This is a genomic window from Rhizobium mulingense (genome assembly GCF_029194105.1).
In the GTDB taxonomy this organism is placed as follows: domain Bacteria; phylum Pseudomonadota; class Alphaproteobacteria; order Rhizobiales; family Rhizobiaceae; genus Rhizobium; species Rhizobium mulingense.
Genome location: NZ_JARFVE010000012.1, coordinates 1 through 22638, shown reverse-complemented (window position 1 = coordinate 22638; position 22638 = coordinate 1). Strand labels below are relative to the sequence as shown.

Annotated in this window: 20 protein-coding genes and 3 pseudogenes; 17 read left to right on the top strand and 6 right to left on the bottom strand. The window is 60.1% G+C overall.

Features of this window, described 5'->3' with window-relative positions; translation table 11 throughout:
• Window positions 1–35: 35 nt before the first annotated feature.
• From tnpC to PYR71_RS23615, 4 genes and pseudogenes are all read right to left on the bottom strand, one after another.
• A pseudogene (gene tnpC, locus PYR71_RS31055) lies at window positions 36–1900 on the bottom strand (IS66 family transposase).
• Between the two features lie 28 nt (window positions 1901–1928).
• Window positions 1929–2930 carry an NADP-dependent oxidoreductase gene (locus PYR71_RS23625; protein WP_275621063.1) on the bottom strand — a complete coding sequence of 334 codons (1002 nt, stop codon included), beginning with the start codon at window positions 2928–2930 and terminating at the stop codon, window positions 1929–1931.
• 17 nt (window positions 2931–2947) lie between these two features.
• Window positions 2948–4042, bottom strand: coding sequence for an alkene reductase (locus tag PYR71_RS23620; RefSeq protein ID WP_275621062.1), 1095 nt, complete (start codon window positions 4040–4042; stop codon window positions 2948–2950).
• A 54-nt stretch (window positions 4043–4096) separates the two neighbouring features.
• Window positions 4097–4885, bottom strand: coding sequence for an SDR family NAD(P)-dependent oxidoreductase (locus PYR71_RS23615; RefSeq protein ID WP_275621228.1), 789 nt, complete (start codon window positions 4883–4885; stop codon window positions 4097–4099).
• A gap of 109 nt (window positions 4886–4994) precedes the next feature.
• Here PYR71_RS23615 and PYR71_RS23610 point away from each other — a divergent pair, with 109 nt between their 5' ends.
• Genes PYR71_RS23610 through PYR71_RS23600 form a run of 3 tightly spaced genes read left to right on the top strand, consistent with a single transcriptional unit; the run spans window position 4995 to window position 6216 of the window.
• Window positions 4995–5576, top strand: a complete 582-nt coding sequence (locus PYR71_RS23610; protein ID WP_275621227.1) for a TetR/AcrR family transcriptional regulator — start codon at window positions 4995–4997, stop codon at window positions 5574–5576.
• The gene (locus tag PYR71_RS23605) at window positions 5573–5851 is read left to right on the top strand and encodes a hypothetical protein (RefSeq protein WP_275621061.1); all 279 of its coding nucleotides are present in this window, start codon (window positions 5573–5575) and stop codon (window positions 5849–5851) included. Before PYR71_RS23610 ends, PYR71_RS23605 begins: the two co-directional genes overlap by 4 nt.
• Window positions 5743–6216, top strand: a complete 474-nt coding sequence (locus tag PYR71_RS23600) for a PaaI family thioesterase (protein ID WP_275621226.1) — start codon at window positions 5743–5745, stop codon at window positions 6214–6216. Before PYR71_RS23605 ends, PYR71_RS23600 begins: the two co-directional genes overlap by 109 nt.
• Window positions 6217–6561: 345 nt before the next feature.
• Here the strand turns inward: PYR71_RS23600 and PYR71_RS23595 are convergent, their stop codons facing one another.
• Entirely contained in the window at window positions 6562–7557 is a 996-nt protein-coding gene (locus tag PYR71_RS23595; protein WP_275621060.1) for a LacI family DNA-binding transcriptional regulator, read from the bottom strand.
• Window positions 7558–7771: 214 nt separating this feature from the next.
• Between PYR71_RS23595 and PYR71_RS23590 the strand changes: the two genes are divergently transcribed.
• The 13 genes and pseudogenes from PYR71_RS23590 to PYR71_RS23530 all read left to right on the top strand — a co-directional run bounded on the left by PYR71_RS23590 (window position 7772) and on the right by PYR71_RS23530 (window position 19985).
• Entirely contained in the window at window positions 7772–8725 is a 954-nt protein-coding gene (locus PYR71_RS23590) for a sugar ABC transporter substrate-binding protein (RefSeq protein ID WP_097582923.1), read from the top strand.
• 124 nt (window positions 8726–8849) lie between these two features.
• On the top strand, window positions 8850–9971 hold the full coding sequence (locus tag PYR71_RS23585; RefSeq protein ID WP_275621059.1) for an ABC transporter permease: 1122 nt from the start codon (window positions 8850–8852) through the stop codon (window positions 9969–9971).
• A complete protein-coding gene (locus tag PYR71_RS23580; RefSeq protein WP_275621058.1) occupies window positions 9971–10759 on the top strand; it encodes an ATP-binding cassette domain-containing protein in 789 nt (262 codons plus the stop codon). The genes PYR71_RS23585 and PYR71_RS23580 overlap by 1 nt, the downstream gene beginning before the upstream one ends.
• An 84-nt stretch (window positions 10760–10843) precedes the next feature.
• Window positions 10844–11638, top strand: coding sequence for a TIM barrel protein (locus PYR71_RS23575; RefSeq protein WP_275621057.1), 795 nt, complete (start codon window positions 10844–10846; stop codon window positions 11636–11638).
• 22 nt (window positions 11639–11660) lie between these two features.
• Window positions 11661–12680 carry a Gfo/Idh/MocA family oxidoreductase gene (locus PYR71_RS23570; protein WP_275621225.1) on the top strand — a complete coding sequence of 340 codons (1020 nt, stop codon included), beginning with the start codon at window positions 11661–11663 and terminating at the stop codon, window positions 12678–12680.
• A 97-nt stretch (window positions 12681–12777) separates the two neighbouring features.
• Window positions 12778–13083, top strand: a complete 306-nt coding sequence (locus PYR71_RS23565) for a Gfo/Idh/MocA family oxidoreductase (protein ID WP_097582913.1) — start codon at window positions 12778–12780, stop codon at window positions 13081–13083.
• A 32-nt stretch (window positions 13084–13115) separates the two neighbouring features.
• Window positions 13116–15011, top strand: coding sequence for a bifunctional 5-dehydro-2-deoxygluconokinase/5-dehydro-2-deoxyphosphogluconate aldolase (locus tag PYR71_RS23560; protein ID WP_275621056.1), 1896 nt, complete (start codon window positions 13116–13118; stop codon window positions 15009–15011).
• A 1-nt stretch (window position 15012) separates the two neighbouring features.
• Window positions 15013–16854, top strand: coding sequence for a 3D-(3,5/4)-trihydroxycyclohexane-1,2-dione acylhydrolase (decyclizing) (gene iolD, locus PYR71_RS23555; RefSeq protein WP_275621055.1), 1842 nt, complete (start codon window positions 15013–15015; stop codon window positions 16852–16854).
• Window positions 16855–16864: 10 nt separating this feature from the next.
• Window positions 16865–17669, top strand: a pseudogene (gene iolB / locus PYR71_RS23550) (5-deoxy-glucuronate isomerase).
• Between the two features lie 43 nt (window positions 17670–17712).
• Window positions 17713–18102 carry a tautomerase family protein gene (locus PYR71_RS23545; RefSeq protein WP_097582906.1) on the top strand — a complete coding sequence of 130 codons (390 nt, stop codon included), beginning with the start codon at window positions 17713–17715 and terminating at the stop codon, window positions 18100–18102.
• A 60-nt stretch (window positions 18103–18162) separates the two neighbouring features.
• Window positions 18163–19074 (top strand): myo-inosose-2 dehydratase, encoded by a 912-nt coding sequence (gene iolE / locus PYR71_RS23540; protein ID WP_275621224.1) that lies wholly within the window; start codon window positions 18163–18165, stop codon window positions 19072–19074.
• 48 nt (window positions 19075–19122) lie between these two features.
• Window positions 19123–19395, top strand: a complete 273-nt coding sequence (locus PYR71_RS23535; protein ID WP_275621054.1) for a MurR/RpiR family transcriptional regulator — start codon at window positions 19123–19125, stop codon at window positions 19393–19395.
• Between the two features lie 155 nt (window positions 19396–19550).
• On the top strand, window positions 19551–19985 hold the full coding sequence (locus PYR71_RS23530; protein ID WP_275621053.1) for a hypothetical protein: 435 nt from the start codon (window positions 19551–19553) through the stop codon (window positions 19983–19985).
• Here PYR71_RS23530 and htpG read toward each other — a convergent pair.
• Window positions 19971–21857, bottom strand: coding sequence for a molecular chaperone HtpG (htpG, locus tag PYR71_RS23525; RefSeq protein ID WP_275621052.1), 1887 nt, complete (start codon window positions 21855–21857; stop codon window positions 19971–19973). The two genes, PYR71_RS23530 and htpG, sit on opposite strands and share 15 nt — an antisense overlap.
• 410 nt (window positions 21858–22267) lie before the next feature.
• Here htpG and PYR71_RS23520 point away from each other — a divergent pair.
• A pseudogene (locus PYR71_RS23520) lies at window positions 22268–22638 on the top strand (hypothetical protein); the annotation flags it as partial.

The following is a 22638-nucleotide window of genomic DNA, read 5'->3' as shown; positions in this document are numbered from 1 at the left end:
GTCCGCCTCGTGCTCGCTATGGCTTTTCCGACGCGTTACTTTTCCTGATAATTCCACGGCAGCAGTTCCTCGATACGGCGCTGCTTGTGGCCGTTGACGATGGTAGTGAGCGTGCTGGTTAAATACGCGTACGGATCGATGGCGTTGAGTTTGCAGGTCTCAATGAGCGAGGCGATGGTCGCCCAATTCTCGGCTCCCGCGTCGTGCCCGGCGAAGAGGGCATTCTTCCTATTGAGGGCAATCGGCCTGATGGTTCGCTCGACTGTATTGTTGTCGATTTCGATGCGGCCGTCGGTCAAGAAGGCGCAGAGCCCTTCCCAATATTTGGCGATATAGGTGAGCGCTTCGCCGAGCGGCGATTTGCCAGCGACACGGGCACGATGATGCGTAAGCCAGGTCCGCATGTCAGCTATTAACGGCGCTGACCCTGCTTGCCTCCCAGCGAGGCGAGTCTCTGGAGAAAGACCGCGCAGTTCCGTTTCGATGCGATAAAGTTCGCCGATCCGCTTCACTCCTTCCTCAGCAATCGGTGCTGCGCCAGTACGGGTAATTTCGACGAGCTTTCGCCGTGCATGCGACCAACAGTAGGCGAGTGTGATATCGGGACCGACGCGATCCGGTGCGATCAGCCGGTTATATCCGGCATAGCCGTCCACCTGAAGTACGCCCGTAAATCCTTTCAATATTCGTTCGGCATGCTGCCCGCTTCGACCGGGAGCATAGGTAAAGGCCACACCCGGTGGCGCACCGCCGCCCCATGGTCGGTCGTCACGGGCCAGCGCCCAGAAGTATCCAGTTTTGGTTTTGCGACAGCCGGGATCGAGGACCGGCGCACGGGTCTCGTCCACGAACAGCTTGGTCGAGCGCTTGAGGTCGGCAATGAGGGCGTCGAAGACTGGCCGGAGTTCGAAAGCTGCCCGACCGACCCAGTCAGCGAGTGTCGAGCGGTCGAGATGGATACCCTGACGGCTCATGATCTGGGCCTGCCGATACAGGGGCAAATGATCGGCGTATTGGATACCAACACATGAGCGATGGTCGCCTCTGTCGGCAATCCGGCCTGGATCAATCGTGCCGGAGCGGGAGCCTGGGCAACGCCGTCGGTGCAGGCACGGCAGGCATATTTGGGGCGACGGGTGACGATGACGCGAAACTGCGCCGGGATGACATCCAGCCGCTCGGACGCATCCTCGCCGATGCAATGCAAGCCTCCGCCGCAGGCGCAGATTAGGCTCTCCGGTTCGATGATCTCCTCGATACGAGGAAGATAGGCGGGAAGAGCGCCACGATTGGCAGCGCGTGGTTTGGGATGCGGCTTGCCAGAGGGGCTATCCGCCTCGTCTTCGGCATGAATGGCCGCAATGGCCGTCTCCAGGTCTTCCAGCGCAAGATCGAATTGCTGGGGATCGGCATTCTCGGATTTGCGGCCGAAGGCAGCTTGCTTGAGCGGCCACGAAACCCGGCCAACGCGCTCGATCCCGGTCCCGCCCGCAGGCCCCGTGCCGGCAAGGATGGCGCGACGGACGACATCGGGGGCGTCGAAGAGGATTTGCTGTGCGACGAAGCCGCCGAGCGAGAAGCCAATCACGTCGGCAGACTTCAGTCCCAGCACCCGGATCGTGGCGATCGTGTCGGCGGCCATTTCGGCCACACTGAGGGGTGCCGTGCCGCCGGAATTGCCGACACCGCGGTAGTCGAGCGCATAGACCGGCCGAACCGACGCCAGACCCTCGACGATCCTAGGATCGAAATTGTCGAGGTTGGCGCCCCAGTGATTGAACAGCACAATCGGCACCCCAACATCAGGCCCGAGCCGGCGATAAGCGAAACGCGTGCCGGCAGCCTCAACGTGTTGGGTTGGTGTTATCTTCCAGTCCGCATTGTGCGTGTTGGTATTCATATTGCGATCCTTGTTTCGAGATATCGCGTCACTTGAGCGTGACGACGACCTTTCCCTTGGCGCGACCGGTGTCGATGTAGGCGAAGGCTTCGTTCAGCTTCTCGAACGCGAACGTACGATCCACGACTGGACGGATCGTGCCGTCTTCGATGAGTTTCGTGATCTGCTCGAGCTGTCTTCCGTCGGCGCGCATGAACAGAAATGAATAGTCGACGCCCGCGCGCCTCGCCTTGCGACGGATGGCCGAACTTAAGAGGCGCAGCACCAGCCGAAGCACCGCATTGAGGCCCTGGGCGCGTGCGAAGGCAGGATCGGGCGGACCGGAGATCGAGATCAGCTTGCCGCCGGGCTTGAGCACCTTCAGAGATTTTTCCAGCGTTGTTGAGTCGAGGCTGTTGAGGACGACATCGTAGTTCGACAGTTCTTCCTCGAACTTCTGACTGCGATAGTCGATGACGACATCCGCTCCCAGTTCCTTTAGCATCGCGGCATTGGCGGCGCTCGCCGTCGTCGCAACGATCGCGCCAAGATGTTTGGCGAGCTGGATCGCGAAGGTGCCGACCCCACCCGACCCGGCATGGATCAGCACTTTCTGTCCCGGCTTGATCTGCGCGCGCTCCACCAACGCTTGCCAGGCCGTTAGGCCAACCAGCGGGATCAACGCGGCTTCGGCCATCGACAGGTTGGCTGGTTTCGGCGCCAGATCGCTCTCCTTAACCGCTATGCGCTCGGCAAAGGCGCCGATCTGCCCGTCACGGGGACGTGCGTAGACTGCGTCACCGATTTTGAAGCGCCGTACGTTTGCACCGGTCCTTATGACGGAGCCGGCCAGGTCATGGCCGAGCACAAGCGGCGGCTTGTAGGGCAGGATCGGCCTGAACGCGCCGTCCCTGATTTTGGAGTCGAGCTGGTTGAGACCGGCTGCCTCAACCTCGATCACCACGTCGTCAGCACCGGGCGTAGGCTCCGGCATGTCGCCGTAACGCAGCGTTTGTTTTTTACCGTAGCGGTCGAGGATGAAGGCCTTCACGATGCTGCTCCTCCGGATCAGGCGTCAGTGGATACGATAGCGGTGGGATAGTCAGTATAGCCTTCCGCGCCACCGCCATAGATCGTGGCAGGGTTCATCTGGGCAAGCGGAGCTCCATTCTGCAGCCGCTCGACCAGATCGGGATTGGCGACGAAGTGATGGCCGAAGGCGATCAGATCGGCCTTGTCCTGGCTGAGGCGCAACGTCGCCAGCTGAAGGTCATAACCGTTGTTGGCGATGTAGGTGTTTTGAAAGCGCTGCTTCAGCGCGTCGAAATCGAAAGGCTTCGCATCGCGCGGCCCGCCCGTCGCGCCCTCGACCACATGGATGTAAGCGATGCCGAGACCGTCTAGGGCTTCCACCACATGATTGAACTGCAGTTGCTCGTCGCTCGACGGGATGATGCCGCTGGCCGGCGACACCGGCGAGAGGCGAACGCCCGTGCGATGTGCGCCGATCTCGCCTGCCACCGCGGCCGTCACTTCGATCAGCAGCCGGGCGCGGTTCTCGATCGAACCGCCGTAGACATCGGTGCGGATGTTGGCGGTTTCGCGCAGGAACTGGTCGAGCAGATAGCCGTTCGCGCCATGCACCTCGACCCCGTCGAAGCCGGCCTCGATCGCATTGGCGGCAGCTTTGCGGAAATCCTCGACGATACCCGGGATTTCGCCGGGCGCCAGCGCACGCGGCTCGGATACATCGGCAAAACTATTGTTCACGAAGGTCTTGGTCTCGGCGCGGATTGCTGACGGCGCAACCGGAGTTTCACCACCGTGAAGGTCCACATGGCTGACGCGGCCGACGTGCCAGAGCTGGACGAAGATGCGCCCGCCCTTGGCATGAACCGCGTCGGTCACCTTGCGCCAGCCCGCGATCTGCTCCGGCGTGTAAAGGCCGGGCGTATTCTGGTAGCCTTGGGCTTGCTGGGAGACCTGCGTTGCCTCGGTGATGATGAGTCCTGCGCTCGCGCGTTGGGCATAATAGTCCGCCGCAAACTGGCTTGGCACGAGGCCCGCGCCGGCGCGGTTGCGCGTCAGCGGCGCCATGACAATGCGGTTGGCAAGCGCGAGGCCGCCAAGGTCGTAGGGGCTGAACAGGTCTGTATCTGTCATTGTTAGTTCTTTCGTTTTTTTGATCTAGATTCATCTCGGAGGCTGGAAGCGGGCTCAGGCGTCCGCGAGATAGCGAGCGGCCGGCCGGGATTGTCCAAAACCCGGGATCATGGCCTGACGCGCCGCCTCGAATGCGTCCCATTGGCCCACATCGTGCAGCGGCGGTATGGTAACCGCCTCGCGCCGGTCGAAGCCAGAAAGCGCGGCATCCACCAGATCGTTCACTTCCATCACCGCCTGCAGTGTATCGACATCGATCCCGGCATGGTCCCAGATTTCGGTTCGGGTGGTGGCGGGCAACACCGCCTGGACATAAACTCCATGCGGTCCGAGCTGCAGGTTAAGGGCCTGCGACAGGTGAAGCGCGAAGGCCTTGGTCGCGCCATAAACGGCCATACCGAATTCCGGCGCCAGGCCGACTACCGAGCCGATATTGATGATCGAACCTTCCCCAGCTTGCGCAAGACGCGGAGCGATGGCGTGCGCCAAGCGCACCAGAGCGGTCGTGTTGAGCGTCACCAGCCGCTCGATGTCGTCCGTCGTCTGCTCCACGAAGGTCCCTGCCAGGGTGGTCCCGGCGTTGTTGACGAGGATCCCGATCCGCGCATCGTCGCTGAGCCGTGTTTCGACCACAGCGCGCTCTGCTGGATTAGCGAGGTCGGCGGCAATGATGTCGATTGCAACGCCAGTCTCAGCCCGCAGGCGTTCGGCCAGGGTCTCCATACGCGCTGTATTTCGCGCGACGAGTACCAGGTCGTGGCCGCGCTGCGCGAAGCGCTCGGCGTAGCCTGCGCCGATACCGGTAGAGGCGCCGGTAATGAGGACGGATGGTTTGGCGGTCATGGTATTGCCCTTTCGCGGCATAGAAACTATATTCATGATGATTGTCATCAATGAATCTAAATATGTTGGCTATCATCAAAATGTCAACATTGGTGGGAGAACAACGCAAATGAAAGTGAGCCCGGAGCAGAAGGCGAAGAACCGTGGCCGCATCCTGTCGGAGGCAGGACGCCTCTTCCGGCAGAAGGGTTTTGATGCCGTCAGCGTCGCAGAAGTAATGCAAGCCGCGCGGCTGACCCACGGCGGCTTTTACGGACATTTCCGGTCAAAAGATGATCTGGTCGCCCAGACCATTCTCCATGCCGTCGGCGGCCAATCAGCGACAGAGGGTATCAGCGACTGGATCGAGACCTATCTTTCTAGGCCCCATCGTGACCACCCGGATCTGGGCTGCCCCATGGCCGCTCTCGCGGGCTTCATGCGGCAACAGGCTCCAGAGGCACGCGCTTCGATGGAGCAGGTTCTCGCCGCGCAGATTGTCACTCTGACCGAGATGATGCCGGGTGTTGATCCTGTCAAACGCCGTACAGCTGCCATCGGCAGCTTGTCTGCGATGGTTGGTGCGCTCATCCTCGCCCGGGCGATTGATGATCCCACCCTGTCGGACGAGCTCTTGTCCGGGACGCGGGCGTGGATTGACGAAAAGACGCCCGACGCGCCCGACCCTGCGCAGAAAAGGCGTGTGGCATGAACATCCTTGACAGCAACCATGGCCTCGACGGTCACGACCAGTTGGCGGCCCTCATGCAGACCGGTATTCAGCCACCGATCGGTGAGACGCTGGTGTTTGCTCTTGTTGAGCTTGAGCGCGGGCGCGTGGTGTTCGAGGAACGCCATCTCACAAGGTCTTCAATCCTATCGGCTCAGTACATGGTGGTTACGCTGCAACGTTACTCGACAGCGCCTGCGGCTGTGCCGTTAATTCGAGTCTCCCGGCAGGCCAAGGCTATACGACGCTCGAATTGAAAGTGGCGTATCATCGCGCCTTGAATGAGAGCAGCGGGCAGGTCCGGGCTGAAGGAAAGATTGTGTCGCCTGGTCGACGTGTTGCTTTCTCCGAAGCGCGGCTCAGAGCAGGACCCAACTGGTGCGCCTCCAAAACCAGTGCTCGCTGCGTCGGCCGGCTCGCGGTAGGCGGGCCAGGGCATTGTGGAGAAGTAGGCCGCAAGCGCCTTCATGTCGTCGTCGGAAAGATTCTTCGCGATCCGGCCCATGAGGTCGTCGGTGCGTTCTTCATTGCGATATTCCTGCAAAGCTATCAGCAAGAGGACTCGTGCTGGCCGGCGATGATTGGCGTGTTCTTAATAGTCGGCAGACCTTTCCTCCTGTGACACATCTGGCAAAGCTTGGCCTTGTGGGAGATTGCCGCCGGGCGCAGCATTGTTCTGCGCTCCAGCCTGCAGCGGACCGAGGGCCACGAGAGCGGCGATGACGAACGGAGCGAGCGCGCTGCTGCAAGGCGTGCGAGGCCTCCAGATCGGGGCTTAAGCTGAAGAGTGATGCTGATCTAAAGAGCCGTGAGCAGCCGACGGCTCTGCCGCGAAACATTTGGCGCCCGGGGTAAGGAGGAGCCGGGCATGTCGTTTTGCATTTAAACGCACGATTCCGCATGCAATGCGGGATACACTTTTCCGACATCGGCAGAATGTGCGAATCATTATGGACGCCGCTGAAAGTCAGGTAGATGATCGGACTACAAGCTTGCCCGGCAGAGTCACCGTCTCTGGCTCAAGTTCACCCGAAATCATGCGGATAATCACTTCTACCATTTCCTGGCGTGGCTGCTCGTAGGTTGTCAGCCCAAAGGCTGAGGACCCTCCCAGCTCGTAATTATCGAATCCGACGACGGCCATATCCTTGGGCACGTTGAGGCCAAATTTTCCTCTCATCTCATCCATGGCTCCGAGCGCGAGAATGTCGTTCTCGCACATCAGGACATCGATCCTGTCTTCGGCTGACGTTCCAGCAAGGTAGTCGCGAACACCGCGTGCCCCCGCCTCGGCGCTATACTTTTCCGCGGATAAAAGCTCGATCCGGTGCACCCCCTTCTGCTCCCAGAACTCTGTAAAATGCTGGCGGCGTCTCAGGGCAGTGGAGAGAGCCGGTGCACCGGTCATGAAACCGGGGCGACGATAGCCCCGGGCATGAAGATGGTCGACGATCTCACGCAGCGCGAGCTCGGCATCGCACACGACGGCTGGAACGCCCTCGATCTGGCTGTCCCGTGCGAGCACGAACATCGGAGGGGTTCCATGACCTAGTTGCGGATCCGATAAGGTCTCATCCCGAAACGCAGTACCGAACAGGATGACTGCATCCACCTGGCGCTGGTCTGCATGCAGAAGCGCATGTACGTGGTTGAAGTGATTGTTGATGTTGATCAGCACTGCGACCAAATCAGCAGCTTGGAGCTGCTCCGTCAGCGTCTCGAGAAAGGGCAGCTTCTGCGGATTGGCGAAATCGTCGACGAACACGGCGACCTGACGTGTCGAATTGGTCGCAAGGCTGCGGGCAAGGAGATTCGGCGTGTAGTTCAAGGCGGCCGCTGATTCCAGCACACGGCGCTTGCTTTCCTCGGCGATCGAGGCACCCGGTGTGAAGGCCCTGATGACGGTCCACTTCGATACTCCGGCCGCCTCCGCCACCTGCTTCGCCGTTGCTCTTTTGCGCATGCTGCCTCCCGAAAATGGAACATATATTCCATTTTTCGATTTCGATGAAATGAATGCTTGCTTTTAACTCATTCTTGCATAATATGCACCTGCTTGCACCCGGTGGCAAACTGTTTTGCACCCGGTAGCGCGACAATTTGCACCCGGTGGAGATTGGTTTGCACCGGTAGCGCATTTCACCGCCTTGGAGTGGCGGGTATCGGAGGAGAGAAAAATGAAAGCATTTATCAAAACGCTTGCATCGTGTGCGGTTGCAGTTGGCATCGCCGCCTCGTGGTCAGTCGGCGTAAAAGCCGAAGAACAGATCAGCATCATCGCCGTGACGCATGGCCAGGCATCCGACCCCTTCTGGTCGATCGTGAAGAACGGCATGATGCAGGCTGGCAAGGACAGCAACGTCAAGGTCGACTACCGCGCACCGGAAACCTTCGACATGGTCGCGATGGGCCAGCTCATCGAAGCGGCAGCCAACCAGAACCCCGCGGGCATTGTGATCTCCGACCCTGATCCGGATGCGCTTGGCCCGGCCATTCAGAAAGCGGTCGCCGCTGGCATCCCCGTCATCTCCATGAACTCGGGCATTGCTGCTGCGGAAAAGCTCGGCATCAAGCTCCATGTCGGCCAGGACGAAACTCCGGCAGGCATCAAGGTCGGCGCGAAGCTCAAGTCGCTCGGTCTGAAGCATGTCCTGTGCGTCAACCAGGAAGTTGGTAACGCCGCACTCGACCAGCGTTGCGCAGGTACCGAGAAGGGCTTCGAAGGTGGCAAGGTCACGGTTCTGCCGACCACTGCCGATCCGGCCGAAATCGAATCCAAGATCCAGGCTGCCCTGACCTCCGATCCGTCCATCGACGTCGTCCTCGGTCTGTCCGCTCCGCTCGTCGGCGAGCGTGCTGTCGCCGTCGTTGAGAAGATGGGCAATGGCGACAAGGTTAAGGTTGCTTCCTACGACTTGTCGGCTGGCTTCCTGAAAGCTGTGTCTGAGGGCAAGGCGCTCTTCGCCGTCGACCAGCAGCCCTATCTGCAGGGCTACCTGCCTGTGACTTTCCTTGCGCTCAATGCCCGCTATGGCACGATCCCCGCTGGCAACGTCGCCTCCGGCCCGAGCTTTGTCGAGAAGGACGCAGCAGCCTCGGTTATCGAGAAATCCTCCCAGGGTATCCGCTAAGCGGACCCGAGGCGGCTCCCGCCCCTCCTGCGGGGGCCGCCATCATCGCCCGACATCCGATCCCAATACGGTCTGACCGGATACAGGTGGCGCACGACTAACTCTTCATCTTTGAGGTACGACCATGACCCTGGCCAACGAACAGAACGGGACCGCTTCCCGATCCGACGAGCGCCTGAAGAAGGTCTCGACCATGACCACGCTCGCACGTCGCCCGGAACTCGGCGCCGTGGCAGGACTGGTTCTCGTAACGATCTTCTTCTTCTTCACTGCCAACCCCGCCATGTTCACGCTCGCAGGCGTTGTCAACTTCATGGCTCCCGCAGCCCAGCTTGGAATCCTTGCGGTTGGTGCGGCGCTGCTGATGATTGGCGGCGAGTTTGACCTTTCCATTGGATCCATGGTCGCGTTCGCTGGCCTCGTCTTCGGTACCGCCCTGGTTGTCCTTCACCTGCCGCTAAGCGTCGCTATCCTGATCGCGCTCGCATTCGCTGCGGTCATTGGTGTCGTCAACGCTCAGCTCACCATGCGGACGGGCCTGCCGTCGTTCATCGTCACGCTTGCATTCCTCTTCATTCTCCGCGGTCTGACGCTCGTGGGCCTGAAGTGGGCGAGCGGCGGCGCGACCCAGCTTCGCGGCATGAAAGAAGCTGCCGCTGACAGCCCGATTGCGCCGATCTTTTCTGGCGACGCCTTCACGGGGCTGTTTTCCTGGCTCGGAAGCAACGGCATCATTGAGACCTTCCCAAGTGGTGCGCCCAGGGTCCCTGGCATTCCGGTGGAAATCCTCTGGTTCGTCTTCATTGCGTTGTTCGCAACGTGGATTCTCCTCCGCACACGGTTCGGCAACTGGATCTTCGCCTCTGGCGGCGACCCGAAGGCCGCGCGCAAGTCCGGTGTCCCCGTTGCTCGCGTGAAGACTACGCTGTTCATTGCCACCGCCATGTGCGCCACTCTCGTAGCCATTCTGACCGTCCTCGACGCAGGCTCCACAGATGCACGCCGCGGCTTCCAGAAGGAGTTCGAAGCAATCATCGCAGCGGTCATCGGCGGATGTCTCCTGACCGGAGGATATGGCTCGGCAATCGGCGCGTTCTTCGGGTCCATCGTCTTCGGCATGGTCCTGATCGGCCTGACCTACACCTCCATCGACCAGGATTGGTATCTGGTTTTCCTCGGCGGCATGCTGCTCACCGCGGTCATCTTCAACAACATCATTCGCAAGCGCGTGACGGGAGAACGCTGATGAGCAACACTCAGACGCCACTCGTCGAGGTCAGGAATCTCGTAAAGCATTTCGGATCGATCATCGCTCTCAACGGCGTTTCGCTGAGTGTCCACGCAGGGGAAGTGCTCTGCCTGCTTGGCGACAACGGTGCGGGCAAGTCGACATTGATCAACACGCTGTCCGGCGTATTCAAGCCCACGTCGGGCGACTTTCTTGTCGAAGGCAAGTCGCATTCCTTTAACGGGCCACGCGGAGCGCTCGATGCCGGGATCGCCACAGTCTACCAGGATTTGGCGATGATCCCCCTAATGTCGGTAACGCGGAACTTCTTCATGGGGCGCGAACCGCTCAAGGGTTTCGGTCCGTTCAAGTACATGGACATGGAATTCGCGGATCGCATCACCAGCCAGGAGATGAAAAAGATTGGCATTGATGTCCGCGAGCCCGGCCAGGCCGTCGGTACGCTATCCGGCGGGGAACGCCAGTGCGTGGCAATTGCCCGCGCTGTCTACTTCGGGGCGAAGGTTCTCATTCTTGACGAGCCGACTTCCGCCCTCGGAGTAGCGCAGACCTCGATGGTCCTTAAGTACATCGATCAGGTGCGCAACAAGGGGCTGGGTGTGATCTTCATCACCCATAACGTCCGTCACGCCTACGCCGTGGGCAACCGCTTCACGGCGTTGAACCGTGGCAAGACGCTCGGCACCTTCGCCAAGGACGAAATCAACCTTGATGGCCTCCAGAACCTGATGGCTGGCGGCAAGGAACTTCAGTCCCTGTCCGCGGAGCTCGGCGGGACGATCTGAACAGTCTACGAAAAGGCAAACTCGGTTCGGCGCGAAGGCGCCGGGCCATGGACATCCATACCCAGAAAATCAGGGACAACCCCAATGAGCAATTCCATTTCTTCTCCGTTTCCCCTGGCGGCGTGCGCCGAGATGCTGTGGCGTGACAGCCCGATCGAATGGCGTGCATCGCGCCTCAAGGACTTGGGCTTCGGCGTTGGCCTGTGGAACTGGCCGGAGCATGACCTTTCCAAGCTTGAAGCAACTGGCGCGACCTTTACCATCATGAACGGTTACCTAACGGGCCGTCTGACCGACGACGAGGGTGCGGATGCGCTTCTGAAGACTGCACGCGAGACTGCGCAGGTCGGCAAGCGTCTCGGCGTTCAGCGCCTCAATCTTCATGGGACCGGCCTCGGTGACCGCGGCCTGCCTGTTCAGCCGATTGAAGTCGTAACAGGTGCCATGTGGCTGAAGGCGCAGGATACGCTGCGTCGCATCGTTGACATGGCTGAGGAAGAGAACGTCATCTTCACGCTCGAGAACCTCAACCTGCCCGTTGACCATCCGGGTGTTCCATTCGGACGCGCGGAAGACACGCTCGCTCTGGTCTCCAGCATCAACCATCCGCGTCTCCGTCTTAACCTCGATCTCTACCACGCACAGATTGGCGAGGGGAACCTGATCGAGCTGTGCCGCAAATCGCTTCCGTGGATCGGCGAGATCCAGGTTGCCGACGTGCCTGGCCGCTGCGAGCCGGGTACTGGCGAAGTCAATTGGAAGGGCATCGCGAAAGCCCTGAAGAACATGGGTTACTCCGGCCCGATCGGAATGGAAGCCTGGGCTGCCGGAGATTCCGATGCCGCGCTGATCTCCTTCCGTGAAGCATTCACTCTCTAATTTCCCACACAGGATACAAGTCATGGCAAAGGTCAAAACTGTAAACATCGGTCTCATCGGCGCTGGACGCATCGGCTCCTTCCACGGCGAGAGCGTCGCCAAGAGGCTCGTGGACGCTGAACTCGTAGCAATCGCGGACCCCGCGCCGGGCGCTGCCGCAAAGCTTGCTGGCAAGCTGGGCGTCGATGCTTCCTATACTGATGTCGCTGAAATGCTGGCGCAGCCGGGTCTCGATGCCGTCATCATCGCAACGCCGGCTCGTTTCCATACCAACGTCCTCGTACAGGCGGCAGAAGCCGGAAAGGCTGTCTTCTGCGAAAAGCCGATGGCACTGACGCTTGAAGATGCCGATCGTGGCATTGCTGCTGCCAAAGCCGCTAGCGTTCCTTTGCAGGTCGGATTCAACCGCCGTTGGGACCAGGCGTTCGCCGAGGGCCGTGCGGCCATCGACGCAGGCAAGGTCGGCGCTCCGCAGCTCATCCGTTCGCTGACGCGCGATCCGGGTCCGTTCGGCGCCGATCCCGACAAGATCCCCCTTTGGACGATCTTCTACGAAACGCTGATCCACGACTTCGATACCCTTCTGTGGCTGAACCCCGGCGCGAATCCCGTGGAAGTCTTCGCCATGGCTGACGCCCTCGTTCGTCCGGATGCGCGCGACAAGGGCTTCCTCGACACCGCAGTCGTTAACATTCGCTTCGACAATGGTTCCATTGCCGTTGCGGAGGCGAACTTCTGCGCAATGTACGGCTACGACATCCGTGGCGAAGTGTTCGGCTCCGGCGGCATGGTCACGATGGGCGATGTCCGTCGTTCCAGCATGACGCTCTTCGACAAGGACGGCGTGTCGAACGACACGTGGCGTCGTGACACCGACCACTTCATGCAGGGTTACACCGCCCAGCTTGCCTCCTTCGTCAACGCTGTACGAGAAGGCAAGATTGGAGACGCACCGACTGGCATCGACGCCCGTAATGCTCTGGCAATCGCGCTTGGTGCAATCGAGTCCGTCTCGAAGAAACAACCTGTCCGCATCGGCTGATGTTGACGATGGCGGGAGCACATACCCCTCCCGCCGTCAGATCGAATTCGCGGTCGCGATTTGGTGACCGCAACCGGATGAGGGAGGAGGCGGAATAATGGTCTTGCGCATTGGGGTCATTGGAACGGGCGCGATTGGACGCGAGCACGTTCGCCGTATCAATCAGGTTCTTGCTGGCGCAAGAATTGTCGCATTGAGCGATGTCCACAGACCCTCCGCCGAGGCGGTCAAATCGTCAAGCGCACCGGATGCAATTGTCTTAGATAGAAGCGAGGAACTGCTTGGTTCCCCGCACGTGGATGCCGTCGCTGCCATTACGGCTGACGCCTGCGTTCGCGCCCAGGAGACGGATGGACAGGCTGTGCGCTTCGAACTCCCTCCACGACCGGATCTCTACAGATAACAGTCCGTCAACCTTGAAAATTGGAAACGCTCATGAACAAGAACCTGGATGTGATCACGATCGGACGCAGCTCCGGCGCTCAGGTCGGGGGCCGCCTCGAAGACATGGGGTCGTTCCGAAAATACATCGGCGGCAGTCCGACGAACATCGCCTGCGGTGCCGCCCGTCTCGGGCTGAAGAGCGCCGTCATTACCCGCGTCGGGAACGAACACATGGGGCGGTTCATCCGCGAGCAGCTTGCTCGAGAAGGCGTGGACACGCGCGGCGTGGCGACGGATCCGGAACGACTGACCGCACTTGTGCTTCTCGGCATCAGAGACGAGTCGCAGTTCCCCCTGATCTTCTATCGCGAGAATTGTGCCGACATGGCCCTGTCGGTCGATGATATCGACGAGGGCTTCATCGCCGATGCTCGTTCCGTGGTGGCAACGGGTACCCATCTTTCGCATCCTCGAACCGAGGCCGCTGTCCTCAAGGCACTCGAAGTTGCGCGCAAGACTGACGCGCAGACTGCGCTCGACATCGACTATCGGCCGAACCTTTGGGGCGTTGCGGGCCACGGCGACGGCGAGAGCCGATTCGTCGAGAGTGCCATGGTGACCGCGAAACTACAGTCGACACTGCATCTCTTCGATCTCATCGTCGGCACGGAAGAGGAATTCCATATCGCTGGCGGGTCGACGAACACGATCGAAGCCCTCAGGGCCGTCCGAAAGGTGTCGAATGCCACGCTCGTCTGCAAGAGAGGCGCGAAGGGCGCAGTCGCGATCGAAGCCGATGTTCCCGATAGTCTCGATGATGCGCAGTCCGGACCCGGCTTTCCGATTGACGTGTTCAACGTACTCGGCGCCGGGGACGGGTTCTTCTCCGGCCTGCTGAAGGGATGGCTGGACGGCGAAACCTGGCCGAAGACGCTCGAGTACGCAAATGCCTGCGGCGCGTTCGCCGTCAGTCGCCATGGTTGCACTCCTGCATATCCGAGCCTGAAGGAACTGCGGTTCTTTCTGAAACGCGGCGTGAAGCGGCCGGACCTCCGCAACGATCAGGAGCTGGAACAGATTCACTGGTCGACGAACCGCAGCGGCGACTGGCCGAGCATGCATGTCTTCGCCTTCGACCACCGCATGCAGCTCGAAGAGATGTCGGGCTACACGCTGGAGCGCGGCGGTGATTTCAAGCTTCTCTGCCTGCAGGCCGCACAGCGTGTCCAGAACGGCAGAGCCGGATATGGCATCCTGTGCGACAATCGGATCGGTCGGCGCGCACTTCATGCGGCCGTTGGCACAGGGCTGTGGGTCGGACGACCCTGCGAATGGCCCGGATCGCGTCCGCTGACGCTTGAACCAGAACTGGGCCTGGATTGCGGTGGCCTGGACGAATGGGCTCGCGACAATGTCGTCAAGGTCCTTTGCTTCTGCCATCCCTCCGACAGCGCAGAGCAGCGCGCCAATCAGGAGGAGACGGTCAAGAGGCTCTACGAGGCCTCCCGTCGCAACAGCCTGGAATTTCTATTGGAGATCATCCCATCGAAGGTTTCCGCCGTCGACGAGGACACCACCGCCACACTTATCCAGCAGTTCTACGACATCGGCGTCTATCCCGACTGGTGGAAACTCGAGCCTATGAAGACGAGAGCGGGCTGGGAAAACACAATCCGGGCGATCGAGCGCAATGACGACAACACGCGCGGGATCGTCGTTCTAGGTCTCGATGCCCCCGAAGCGGAACTCGCCGCGTCGTTCCAGGTTGCCGCGTCTTTCGAGCTTGTGAAGGGCTTCGCCGTTGGCCGGACGATCTTCGGTGACGTGGCACGCGCCTGGATGAAGGGCGATCTGTCCGACGAAGCCGCGGTCGCCGACATGGCGTCTCGTTTCGAACGCCTCTGCGGCGTCTGGGACAAGGCGCGCAGCGCCGCGAAAGGAAACTGACATGACGACCATACGATTGACCGCGGCACAGGCCATGGTTCGCTTTCTCTCCGTCCAGATGACCGAGGAGGGTGACCGCTTCATCGAGGGGGTATGGGCGATTTTCGGCCACGGCAACGTGGCGGGACTTGGCGAGGCTCTCGAAGGCATCGGCGATGCCCTTCCCACGTGGCGCGGCCAGAACGAGCAGACCATGGCCCATACCGCGATAGCCTACGCGAAGGCGAGCAAGCGCCGACGCGCCCATGCTGTCACATCGTCGATCGGACCCGGCGCGACGAACCTGGTCACGGCAGCCGCACTGGCTCACGTCAACAGGCTTCCAGTTTTGTTTATCCCCGGCGATGTCTTCGCAAATCGTCGTCCCGACCCGGTTCTCCAGCAGGTCGAGGACTTCGAGGATGGCAGCCTGTCAGCGAACGACTGCCTGCGACCCGTCAGCAAGTATTTCGACAGGATCCATCGCCCGGAGCAATTGTTGACGGCATTGCCGCGCGCGCTCCGCGTCATGACCGATCCTGCAAACTGCGGTCCCGTAACGCTCGCTTTCTGCCAGGATGTGCAGGCCGAGGCTCACGACTACCCCGCTGAGTTTTTTGAGCCGAAGGTATGGCGGATTCGTCGCCCCGAGCCGGATCGGCGTGACCTCGAGGACGTAGCGCAGCTCATCCGCGGTGCTACCAGCCCGGTCATCGTTTGTGGGGGCGGGGTGATATATTCCGAGGCCGAGAATACGCTTGCCGATTTCGCGACACGCCACGGCGTCCCGGTCGTCGAGACGCAAGCTGGTAAATCCGCTCTCGCTCAGTCACATCCGATGAACTTCGGCGCGGCGGGCGTGGATGGGTCCGCAGCGGCGAACGAACTCTGCGCCAATGCAGATCTGGTCATCGGTGTAGGCACCCGCTTCCAGGACTTCACCACGGGCTCCTGGGCACTGTTCGGCAAACCCGGGCGGAGACTTGTGTCGATCAACACCCAGCCATACGACGCCGAGAAGCACGGTGCTGTCGGCCTGATCGCGGACGCCCGGGTAGCGTTGGAGGAGCTCTCCAGCCGTCTCGGATCCCACAAGGCTTCTTCCTTCGATCCGCAATCGAGAACCTCCTGGCTGTCGAAGGTGGATGCGCACTGCGCCGCGCCGGAGAACAAGCCCGACGGTTATCTGCCGACCGATGCCCAGGTGATTGGAGCAGTGCAACGGGTATCCACCGATAAGACGATTGCTATGTGTGCCGCGGGAACGATGCCCGGTGCCCTGAAGCTCCTCTGGCAGCCTGCGCAGGGCGGATATCACATGGAGTACGGCTATTCCTGCATGGGCTATGAGCTTGCAGGTGCGCTCGGAATCAAGCTGGCGATGCCGGAGCGAGAGGTGGTCTGCTTCGTAGGCGACGGCAGCTACATGATGGCGAATTCCGAACTGGCGACGGCGGTCATGCGCCGGATCCCGTTCACCGTCGTCCTGACCGACAACAGGGGCTACGGCTGCATCAATCGACTGCAGATGCATTGCGGCGGCGAGGAATTCAACAATCTCTACAAGGACTGCAACATCGAGGCTCAGCCGGAGATCGACTTCGTAGCGCATGCCGCCTCCATGGGCGCCCATGCGGTCAAGGCGAAGAACATTGCGGATCTCGAAGTGCAAATCGCGAAAGCACGAGGCAGGGACCGTCCGACGGTAATCGTCATCGACACGGATCCGAAGCCCGGCCCCGGTGAAGCCGGCGGCGGCTTCTGGTGGGACGTGGCTGTGCCGGAAGTCGGCCGCACTGAGAAATCAGAAGCGGCTCGCTCGCAGTATCTGCGGAGTATCAGCCTGCAGAGCCTGGTGAATTGAGGAGCCCCGAATGTGCGATCTTCTACGCAAGCCTTTCGGCCGTCATGGCAAGGTACACGAAATCACTCCGCAGTCTGCGGGTTGGAGGTATGTCGGCTTCTCACTCTACAGGCTGCGTGCAGGCGAGCACGCCTCCGCGCAGACGGGAGCCAAAGAAGTCATCCTCGTCATGGTGGAAGGCAAGGCTTCGATTACCGCCGCCGGGCAGGAATGGGGCGTTCTGGGCGAGCGGATGAACGTGTTCGAGAAGACGCCGCCGCATTGCCTCTACGTTCCGAATGATCGCGAATGGAGCGCCAGGGCAGAGACGGACTGCACGATTGCCGTATGCTCCGCGCCGGGTAAGGGCGGCCAGGAAGCGCGGCGTATTGGGCCCGATGGCATCTCGCTCACAGAACGGGGCAAGGGGACGAACACCCGGTACATCAACAACATCGCGATGGAGACCGAGGACTATTGCGACAGCCTTCTCGTAACGGAGGTGTTCACTCCGCCGGGACACTGGTCGAGCTATCCATCTCATCGGCATGACGAGGATGACTTTCCGCGGATCACGTACCTCGAGGAGACCTACTATCATCGAATCAATCCAGGCGAAGGATTTGGGATCCAGCGTGTTTACACCGACGACGGCAGGCTGAACGAAACGATGGCAGTTTCCGACGGGGACGTAGTTCTGGTTCCAAGGGGACACCATCCTTGCGGAGCACCTTATGGTTTCGAAATGTACTACCTCAACGTCGGCTGGGCCCCTTCGGAAGTGGCGCTTCATTCCGGCTCCTGAAGTCGAATGGATCATGAAACGGGACGCCTGACAGCTCGCCGAGACCAACGACAATCAGGTTCGAGGACACCCCAATGCCACTCATGAAGTTCCACATCTATCGCGGTCGCAGCGCGGAGCAGATCGATACGCTGCTCGATGCCGCGCACGATGCCATGGTCAGGTCTTTCAACGTTCCGGAGCGGGATCGATACCAGATCCTCAACGAACACGAGCCGAGCCATCTCCGTGCTCTCGACACAGGACTCGATATCCCGCGGACGGACCGTTTTGTGATGGTCGAAGTCGTCTCGCGTCCACGTTCGACCGAAGAGAAGACGACCTTCTACGAGGCTCTCTGTTCGGCTCTCCAGGAGAGATGCGGAACAGCCTCCACCGACGTGATGGTGTCCTTCACGCAGAACACGGACGAGGACTGGTCCTTTGGCCGAGGCCGGGCGCAGTTTCTGGTCGGAGAGCTTTAGGCCGAGTCGTCTGTCCCTGTGGCATTGCAGATCAACAGTCAGCACAACGAAAGAGATTCAATGAGCCAGCAATCAACCCTGCCTTCGTCGAAGGCGCGACTAGCCGTGAGCCCGCTGTCGTGGGCGAATGATGTCCTCGAAGATCTCGGTGCCGATATCTCCCTTGATACATGCTTGAGCGATGCCGCGGCCAACGGTTATGCCGGCGTCGAGCTGGGAAGGAAGTTTCCGCGCGAAGCATCGGTCCTGAAGCCGCTGCTTGACAGTAACGGCCTTGCCCTCGCATCGGGATGGCACTCCGGTCAACTGGCAGAGAAGTCGGTCGATGAGGAGATGGCTTCCGTCGCTGCGCACGCAGAACTTCTGAAGGCCATGGGATGCAGTGTCCTCGTGTATGGCGAGGTCGCGATGATGACGCCCGGCTCGCCGCTCGACGAGCCGATGTCCCGCCGCCTTCTCATGCCGTCTACGCACAGGACCGGATATTCATCCCGCCTGACTGAGTTCGGAAAGCGGCTCTTCGACACATACGGCCTTAGGCTTGCCTATCACCACCACCTGATGATGGTCGCGGAGACCTTCGAAGAGATCTCCGACATCATTGGAGCGGTTGGGCCGGAAACTGGGCTTCTTCTTGACACCGGACACGCCGCAGCAGCCGGATTCGACTATGCGAGACTGATCGAGCGGTTCGGCGACCGTATCGTTCACATCCATCTGAAGGACGTTCGCAAGGCAATCCGCGCCGAGGTCCAGTCAAAGGATCTGAGTTTCAATGACGGCGTGCGAAACGGCATGTTCACGGTTCCCGGCGACGGCGTTGTAGATTTCGACCCGATTGTGCGGTTCGTGAAGGACAGTGGCTACGCCGGTTGGCTGGTTGTCGAGGCGGAACAGGATCCTGCCGTTGCGACGCCGAAGGAATACACGGCGAAGGCGTTCGAATTCATCCAGGCTAAATTCCGCGCCTAGCTTGGAAATGGCCGAAGTCGGCGCGATGACAATGAGGAGCGCATCATCATGACTGCTGCGAAGCCCACCAGTATCAGTGAGTTGAAGCAATTCATCGTCGCCACCGGGCTTCGGCTGCCGGAGCAGCAGGAGCGCGTTGCTCGCCTAGCACTAGCTCATCCGGAAATCGTCGCATTTGGAACTGCCCATTCTCTCGCCGACCGCTGCATGGTTTCCCCGTCAACGGTCGTCAGAGTGGCCAACGCGCTGGGCTTTGAGAGCTTCAAGGAGTTCCGGCAGTTTTTCCGCCAGCATGTTCGTGCGGTTGCGGGCACAGCTTGAACGCCCTCATCGATACATGCAGGGGTCAGCGCCGGCCCCAAGCGCGACAGTTTAATAAGACACAGCTAACTTACGCTTAAGTTTTAGTTAAAATGCGATTCACTGTGTTTGCAGATGATGGGCGACGTTTTCGGCAGCTGACGCGTTAAGACGCCATGCAACAGATTTACCGCCAATGGCAGCTCTCCTCCCAGAACGCGACGAGCTACCGCGCCAAATACATTCTGGCGACGGAGATCCTGAAATCCGATATGTCTTCTCGTGAAATCCGCCGAGTTGCCCGCCGTGTCGTTCGTGCGCTCGAAGCCGTCATCGATCTTCCTATCGCCGGCGCTGATGTACTGAGGACGGCGCGGGAGCACTTTGGAGCATTAACGGAACTCCTCGCAGCCATCGAACCCCAGCCAGCCGGTGATGATGCGCATTGTCCCGAGCCGCGAGGGCCGCGACAGCAAGCTGATGTAACCCTTGGCCTTGGGGGCCGGGAAGGCTCGGCTCCTGACATGGCGCCGAGCGGGTTTGAGCTGACCCAGCAAGATCGCCACGTCGGTAAGCAAAGCGTGAACAGGCTAACCCTACGACCGAACTGACCTCTCGAAAACCCTCGCCAGCCGTTGCGCGAATTTTCGGGGATCTTGTGGCCGTTCGCCGTCGAGAATGCGCGCTTGGTCGAGCAACAGGAACGTTGCGTCCTCTTGATAAGACGCATCGTCCTCGACGGCCGCGATGGCTTTAATCACGGGATGTGCCAGGTTGATTTCGAGGATCGGTTTGGTGGCTCCTTGGAGACGACCTGCGTTTTGCAGGATCTTTTCCATCTGCCTGTCATAGCCGTCCTCCGGCGCAACCAGGCAGACCGCGCTCTCCGTCAAGCGGTCGGATGCCCGAACATCGGAGACTTGACCGGTCAGTTTTTCTCTTGCGAAGCCAATAAATGTCGCCAAACCGGCGCTGTCTTGTTCCGGCGTCGTTTGATTGTCGAGCCTTGGAAATCGTGCCAGGTCCGCAGTTCCCTGCGTGATCGATTTGAACGCCTTTCCTTCGAATTCCGGCGCGTTCACCACCCAGAAGCTGTCGACCGAGTCGGTTAGCAGCAGCACATCGATGCCTCGCGCCCGGAAACCTTCGAGCTGCGGCGACGCCTTCAGCTGGTCAAGGCTGCCACCCGCAAGATAGTAGATGGCATTCTGGCCTTCTTTGGCGTCTTTGACGTATTCGGCAAGTGAACGGTGCCCTTCCGGCGATGCCGACGTGTGAAATCGTGCAAGCGCCATCAATTGCGCGCGCCGCTCGTAATCCTCGTAAATGCCCTCCTTCAAAACGGGTCCGAAATTCTCCCAGAACTTGAGATAGGTCTCCGGGTCGCCGTCAGCCAGTTTCTCGACCGCTGTGATAACCCTATTCGGGACACCCTTGCGGATTGCCGTAAGGAGGGGGCTCTCCTGGATCATCTCGCGAGAAACGTTGAGCGGCAGATCAGCCGTGTCGATCAGCCCTCGGACGAAGCGCAGATATCTGGGCATCAGTTCCGCATCGTCGGTGATGAAGACCCGCTTGACGTAAAGCTTCATCCTTCCTTTGCGTTCCGGATCAAACATGTCGAACGGCTGCGTTCCCGGTACAAACGCCAGGGCTGTGTATTCGTGCCGCCCCTCGGCACGAAAGTGCACAGTCAGGGCCGGTTCGTCGTATTGGCCAGAGAGGCCGTGGTAGAAGTCGGTATAGTCTTCCTTGCTGACTTCGCTCTTCGATTTGGCCCACAGCGCAGTCCCGTCCGTTATCTGGACCGGCTCGCCATCGGGTTTGTCGACAATACGGATCGCGACCGGGACGTGACCGGATTGTTCTTTGACGATTCGTTCGACAGTCCACCTTGAGGTGTACGTCTTGGCATCTTCCATCAGATGCAGGACAATGCGCGTGCCGCGGGGTGGCGCTTCGACGAGGTTTGCCGCCTCGACACTATAGCTTCCCTTCCCGTCCGAGGACCATTTCCAGGCCTCCTCTGAGCCGGCGCGACGGGAAATCACATCGACATGCTCGGCGACCATAAAGCAGGAATAGAAGCCGACGCCGAACTGTCCGATCAATTGTGCGCCTTCAGCGGCCTTGTTTTCTGCGATCCGCTCCATGAACGCCCGCGTCCCCGACCTCGCGATCGTACCGAGCGCCTCAATCATCTCGTCACGCCGCATCCCGATGCCGTTGTCCTCCACGACAAGCTGCCGGCGGTCTTCGTCAAGCCGCAGCGTGATGCGGCTCTCGGGATCGGCCGCCAGCAGCGACGGCGTCTCGATCGCCTCATAGCGCAGCTTCTCGCAGGCATCGGCGCCATTCGAGATCAATTCGCGCAGGAAAACGCCCTTGTCCGAGTAAACGGAGTGGACCATCATATGCAAAAGGCGGGCAACATCGGCCTCAAAGACGTGGCTTTCAGCGGTCTGTTCGACAGTTATCGTCATGTGCTCGGATTCTCCAAAGAAATGCAATTTGCGCCGATCAATTGGCGAAACCAGGCTCAAAATTCAAGATCCGAAAACAGGTGGTCGCGGCCGAAATTTACCGTCGCGCAGTGCCATTTTCATTGCAACGATTGAATGGCCAGAACCTGTCCTGTGCGCCGATTGCATGGGATTATTGGCGTCGAAGCGCGTCACAAGCGCCTTGTTCAGGCGTCCATGAACAAGGTGACGCCAGGTCACGAGCATCCCTTTCGCTGTTCGGATGATCTACATTCCCTGTGAAATGTTCTAGCGCGATTCCGGCTGCCAAATTCTTTGGTGCGAAGACACATTGCATCAGTCCCTCGTTCCCTTGTGTGTGGCCCGAAGGTATCTGTTGTCGACGAATGCCGGGCGGTTGGGAGTATGTAATGTCGGCAGTGCCTTTCTCAAAGATTTCGACGCCGCTCAACGCGCTGTTCGCTACAATCGGTCTCTTGGTCGTTGCTACACTGACGACGCAGGGCCTTACTGGCCAGGAGAGGCTTGTCTTTGAGCTGCTACTTGCGGCAATTTGGCTGGCCTATGTCCTCCAATTGAGCGGCACATTGCTTTCACGGCGACACCGCTTGTCGGGCGGGATGACGGCCCTCGTGATCGATTTGCTCGCGGTTCTGGTTCCGGCTGCTGCATTCTTGTTCGTCGGGTCCCCTGATCGAAACCTCTATTGCGCCATCTGGCTTCTCAAACCGTTGCGCGACTCGACCTTCTTCAGGCTGCTGGCAAAGGTGGTCGCGAATGA